We start from the raw sequence: 5,710 nt of genomic DNA, 5'->3' as shown, positions 1-5,710 counted from the left end.
GTTTACGGCAATATCAAAATGATATAATAGTATCATTTTGATAGGACTATCGTTCGTTTAGAAAGATCTTATTATTGGTGTAAACTAAACACAGACAGCTTGTAACACGTCAATAGTGGCGTAACGTATGTATTGGTACGTATTTTGGAAATATTATTTTGTTTTAACATTAATAGTGAAACCAAAAACGCTAAATAAAATATGAAAACCCGACAACCTGTTTTGGACTTTATAGGCAAAGACTTTTTACTTTCTGAGCCAGCGATTTTATCAATCAATAATCAAGGGATAGAAGAATTACCAAATTTTATAATCGAAATTGCCAATGTTAATCATGTATTTTGGTTAAATGAAATTTGCAATACGACGCTGTCATCAGCTTTAGCTCGAGGAACTGGAATCTCGGGGCGTTCGCCAGAACTATTGGAGGAAAAAATGAAAAAAGGAGAAGCTGTTATTGCTTTTGCATCAGACGGGACTTGGGCAGGTTTTTCATTTATTTCCGCTTGGAATAATGGAGAATATGTTTCTAATTCGGGGTTAATAGTTGCGCCGCAATTCAGGCATACAGGTCTTGCCAAAAAAATTAAACAGAAGATTTTCTGGCTCAGTCGTAAAAAATATCCCAAAGCCAAAATATTCAGTCTAACGACGGGACTTGCTGTAATGAAGATGAATCATGAACTTGGTTTTGAACCCGTCACCTATTCTGAACTAACTACCGACGAAGCTTTCTGGGAGAATTGTAACTCTTGTGTCAATTGTTCTATTTTAATGAGCAAAGAGCGAAAAAACTGTTTGTGTACCGCTATGCTTTACAATCCGAAATAAGAAAAGTTTTTATAAAATTTAAATATTTAAACTGCTTAAATAGAGTGTTTTATTGTATTGATTTAGTTTTTATTCTAAAAAAATCAAGTTTTTAACTAAAATTTATTTGAAATAATACTCTGAATAAAAAAGTAAATAAAAATATCTATATTTTTGTTAGTAAAAATAGTAGTACCAAAATATGTCAGTTATAGAATGAAGAAAATTACACATCATTACGGAGTAGAGTTGGACTGGGTCGAACCATTTGCTTTAGAACTTGAAGGAAAAGTAGAAGGTAATTTTATTGTAGTTCCTGAACATATTCATACTGGAGACCGGTATTTTTTAAATTTTGGCATAGGAATTTCTGTTATGTACATTGATGTCGTTTACAATTCAGAAATTCATTTGAGACAAGAAAACAAATCAGATGATTTTGTGGGGTTTTATTATAACCTTACCGAAGGAGAAGCTCTCTTGTTGTCAGATGATGTTGCCAATCCTATAGGAAGATGGAACTGGAATTTGGCTATACTCGACAGTACCTTGTATTCAGATTATATTGTTAAAGAAGGAAGTAAAACTTTTGCCCTTTGTATTTTTATAAAAAAAGAATTGATAAAAGAGTATTTTCAAGACAATCCATCTTTAAAAGAACATGCTGAAGAGATTTTTGATCCCAATTTAAATACAATTGTCAAGTTTACTAGAATGAGTAACGACAGCTATAATTTATTAACGAATTTGCGTGCACAAGAAGTTGGAGGAACCGCTTTTGATCTTTATTTAAGAGGAACAGTTCAGAATTTATTAGCAGAATATATTGAAAAAATGACTTATGAAGAACTAGTCATTGATAAGATAAATGAAGATGATTTAAGATATATAATAAAATCACAATCTTATTTAGTTGAAAATTTGAACGAATTATTTCCAAGTATTGAATTTCTGGCACAGCAGGCAAATATGTCTGAATCAAAATTTAAAAAACTGTTTCGAAAAGTAACTGGAATGACTCCGAACGCTTTCTTTTTGAATAACAAACTCTTAAAAGCAAAACGACTATTGCAAGAAAGACAACTTACTATTTCTCAGATTTCAGATAGTCTAAGCTTCACTAATAGTTCCTATTTCGCGGCGAGATTCAAAGAGTTTTTTGGAATGACGCCAAAAGATTATATTAAACAATTAGAGTAATGAGAGAGATTCGTCATATATATACTTTAACTCCCGACTGGTTGTATCAAGATTTAGAACAACTTGGAGAGGGAGGGGAAGTAATTGACGGTAAAGTGATATTGATGCCTGAATTGGCAGAAGGCGGCGTGTTTTTTACTCAAGTTACATCAGGGCTGTCCGTAGTGTTATTGGACTTAACGTTTAAAAAAGAAATTTGCATTAGAAGACTGAAATCAGATAGCGATTTGTATATCATTCATTATGATTTTAGTGACGAGATAAATCTAATTCACGTTGACGGAATCAAACATAAAATTGGTTATAAAGCCAACTTAGGACTTGGTGTTGTTGATAATGCTATAGAGAATATTTTTCAACCAGTAGTTGGAGAACGTGTTTTTGCATTACGTTTATTAGTAAATAAAAAATATTGAGTGCATCGATTGCTGATCAAAATTTAAAAAATGCTAATAAACGAAGAATTAAAAGTGATAAAAATACACTCTATTTTTACGATCATATTGATAGTAACAGTAAGTTGATTATACATAACATAAAAAATAAATCTTTTCTCGAACCTTCATTTCAAATTTATCTGCAAGGTGTGAGTTTAAGATTACTAGCTAAGTTTATCAATAGATATTCAAACCTCGCACAGTTGCTTCATCATATACCAGATAAAGAAGCTGAGGCTTTAAATTTGACAAAAAATTATTTACTGGAAAATTTACTTATAGGATTTCCTGGTGTGGATATGCTTGCAGAAATGGCAGGAATGTCTGTTACAAAATATAAATCCTTATTCAGAAAAATGTTTGTTACCACACCAAATCATTTTTTTATAAGACAAAAGATGATCCTCGCGCAAGAGCTTCTTAAAAGCGAAAATTTTGTTGATTTATCTGATGTCGCTTATAAGCTAAACTATAGCAAAGTAAGCAAGTTCTCTAACTCGTATTTCCAACATTTTGGAAAAAAGCCTTCTGATGATTTTATGAGATCAGAATTTTAAAACTGTAAAAACACTTTTATTTATAGTTTTTTCCTTAATCCTCCAAAGGTTCTTATTCAAAGAAAATGGAGGGAAGTCTTATTATGTCGTTACTTATTATTTTCTTGATGTCAACCTTTTTTGAAATCTTAAGTTTACTCGTAATTTTTTTACCCGTAAAGAAAATAACTAATTCTGTCACTACTTGTTGAATTAGTTTACTGCATTTTTATTTGTATAAGCGATTCTAAAAATACCTTATACTGTTATTTATATGACGTATTTAGGCTATTGAAATTCGTCTATTTGCCCCGTAAATTATTTATTAAGAACGAGGTGAGAATACCTTATTGAGAATTTATCTTCTATTACCCGATAGTATTTTTTATTGAAAAGAATTCTATACCCAAAAGCCTTCCTTAAAAATCTTACTTCTTTTTAAATAACTAACCTGAAAAGGTTAAAGTTTTTGCTGCTTTTTTTTAATAAAATAAAAATTGAATGATGATTGAAATTGAACATACCTATTCGTTATCGGCAAAATGGCTCAGAGCTCTTGCTGAACAATTTGGAACCGAATTAATTGATGATAAGTTATTAATCGCACCAAAAGAAGTGGCTGAAGGCGGATTTTTCTTTACAACAGTTACAAAAGGACTTTCTGTTGTTCTTTTAGATTTAAAATTTGAAAGAAATATTTATCTAAAAAGACTTAAATCTGATAACGGATTGTTTGTGATACATTATGATTTTAGCGACGAAATGAATTTAATACATATCGACGGAATCAAACATAAAATTGGGTATAAAGCAAATCTTGGATTAGGCGTTTTTGATAATGCTATAGAGAATGTATTTCAGCCCGTTGTTGGAGAACGTGTTTTTGCCATGCGATTGTTGGTGAGCAAGGAATTAATAAGTTCTTCGATTATAGATACCAATAAAGAGCACACTCATAAACGTAAAATAAAAAGTGATAAAAACACTCTGTTTTTTTATGATCATATCGACAGCAACAGCAAATTAATCATGCATGCTATAAAAAATAAATCTTTTCTCGATCCCGCATTTGAAATCTATTTAAAAGGAGTCAGCCTAAGATTGCTGGCTAAGTTTATTAGCAGATATTCGAATCTTACTCCGATGCTGCATCATATATCAAAAAAAGAAGCTAAAGCATTGAATCAAACGAAGGATTATTTGCTAAATAATTTAATGAGAGGATTTCCTGGTGTGGAAAGTTTGGCTGAAATAGCGGGAATGTCGGCTACTAAATTTAAAACGCTGTTTAAAAAAATGTATGTAAGTACACCAAATCAGTTTTTTGTGAGAGAAAAAATGATTCTAGCAAATAAACTGCTTAAAAGTGAGAATTTTGAGAAGGTTTCAGATGTAGCATATGAGTTAAACTTTGGTAAAGTGAGCAAGTTTAACACGTTGTATTTTAAAAAGTATGGCAGAAAACCATCAGACGATTTTGTTAAGTGTTCGTACTAAAAATAGAAATATGGAAGCATAATAGTCGTAATCCTTTTTTTAGAAGACTATTAAGAATGATGAATTGTAAAATGATACTAATATAGTTACTAAGCGATTTTTAATAAGATAACAACGGCCTAATATCTGGATAAATTCAGTTGTTAGGCTTTTGAATTTTGAGGTGAATCTTTTCAATTCATATGGGGTAGAATATGCTGTGACTGCCATAGTTTCAGATAGTTATTGCTTTGTAAAACTTCAAAACTTTGAATAATTCTTATAAAAGAGGCAAAAAGGACACCGTTTATTAGTGAATAGGCAGTGTAATCTCTAAATATACCTTATAGTGGTGTTTTTTTGACGTTTTTAGGCTGTTGTAATATGTTCCTTTGCCATGTAAATCATTCGTGTTGTTTGTTCAAACCAAATAGGTTCTGAATCTTTCTTTTTGTTGTTGGCTGCTGATAGAATAGAAAAAATTCATGTTAACCTTTTGATTTTGAAAAATCTAACCAAATATCATTTTACTAATTAAATTATTAACGTTATGAAAATAAAGAACACTTTTTTAGGACTTACGGGTTTATTGTTGTTCTCAACAGTTTCGTATAGTCAGGTTGGAATAGGAACTCTTACGCCAGAACAATCCTCACAGTTGGATGTTACTGCTACGAACAAAGGTATGCTTATACCTCGCATAAAACTGGTACAAACTACATTACAAACACCTGTGATAGGAACAGCTGCTGTGAGTTTGTTAGTTTATAATACACAAACAATTAATGATGTAATGCCTGGGTTTTATTACTGGAATGGAGTAAAGTGGGTGCGAATAGTGAATAAAGATGAAATAGACAATTTTAATGAAACTATTACCACATTGTTAAACAATGGAAACGGTACTTATACTTACTCAAGCGAAGATGGTAAAAAAACTACTATAGATATAGGTGAAAATGTAAAAACCTATCAAACATTAACATCATTAAATTATAATGTTTCAACTCAAGTGTTGACGTATAAAGATGAAGATGAAAAATTGCATGAAATTACTTTAGCAGGTTTGACAGGACCAAGAGGATTACCAGGACTCAATGGGATTGATGGAAAAGATTTTAAATATGAGGATTTTACCCCAGGTCAATTAGCTGGTTTAAAAGGCGCTGATGGAGCAGCTGGAAAAGACGGAGCTGATGGGATTGATGGAAAAGATTTCAAATATGAGGATTTTACTCCAGGTCAATTAGC

5 protein-coding genes and 1 pseudogene are annotated in these 5,710 nt (G+C 31.2%); all 6 read left to right on the top strand.

Annotated features, from left to right (window positions below):
• The first annotated feature begins 318 nt into the window (after positions 1–318).
• On the top strand, positions 319–831 hold the full coding sequence (locus BOW55_RS20390; protein ID WP_371414551.1) for a GNAT family N-acetyltransferase: 513 nt from the start codon (positions 319–321) through the stop codon (positions 829–831).
• A gap of 195 nt (positions 832–1,026) precedes the next feature.
• Positions 1,027–2,010, top strand: a complete 984-nt coding sequence (locus BOW55_RS20385; RefSeq protein ID WP_129026266.1) for an AraC family transcriptional regulator — start codon at positions 1,027–1,029, stop codon at positions 2,008–2,010.
• Positions 2,010–2,426: a hypothetical protein gene (locus BOW55_RS20380; protein ID WP_129026264.1), complete on the top strand. Its 417-nt coding sequence runs from the start codon at positions 2,010–2,012 to the stop codon at positions 2,424–2,426. Before BOW55_RS20385 ends, BOW55_RS20380 begins: the two co-directional genes overlap by 1 nt.
• The gene (locus BOW55_RS20375; protein WP_129026262.1) at positions 2,423–3,004 is read left to right on the top strand and encodes an AraC family transcriptional regulator; all 582 of its coding nucleotides are present in this window, start codon (positions 2,423–2,425) and stop codon (positions 3,002–3,004) included. Before BOW55_RS20380 ends, BOW55_RS20375 begins: the two co-directional genes overlap by 4 nt.
• A gap of 480 nt (positions 3,005–3,484) precedes the next feature.
• On the top strand, positions 3,485–4,480 hold the full coding sequence (locus BOW55_RS20370; RefSeq protein WP_129026260.1) for a helix-turn-helix domain-containing protein: 996 nt from the start codon (positions 3,485–3,487) through the stop codon (positions 4,478–4,480).
• Positions 4,481–5,009: 529 nt separating this feature from the next.
• Positions 5,010–5,710: pseudogene (locus tag BOW55_RS20365) on the top strand (collagen-like protein); the annotation flags it as partial.

It is taken from the genome of Flavobacterium sp. YO12 (assembly GCF_004119495.1).
Lineage (GTDB): Bacteria > Bacteroidota > Bacteroidia > Flavobacteriales > Flavobacteriaceae > Flavobacterium.
Note: the sequence above shows the minus strand (reverse complement) of the source record. Positions and strands in the feature narration are given on the sequence as shown.

Excerpts from the sequence above, each read along its gene's own strand:
- BOW55_RS20385 (WP_129026266.1), top strand. The coding sequence starts at position 1,027 with ATGAAGAAAATTACACATCATTACGGAGTAGAGTTGGACTGGGTCGAA.
- BOW55_RS20380 (WP_129026264.1), top strand. The coding sequence starts at position 2,010 with ATGAGAGAGATTCGTCATATATATACTTTAACTCCCGACTGGTTGTAT.
- BOW55_RS20370 (WP_129026260.1), top strand. The coding sequence starts at position 3,485 with ATGATGATTGAAATTGAACATACCTATTCGTTATCGGCAAAATGGCTC.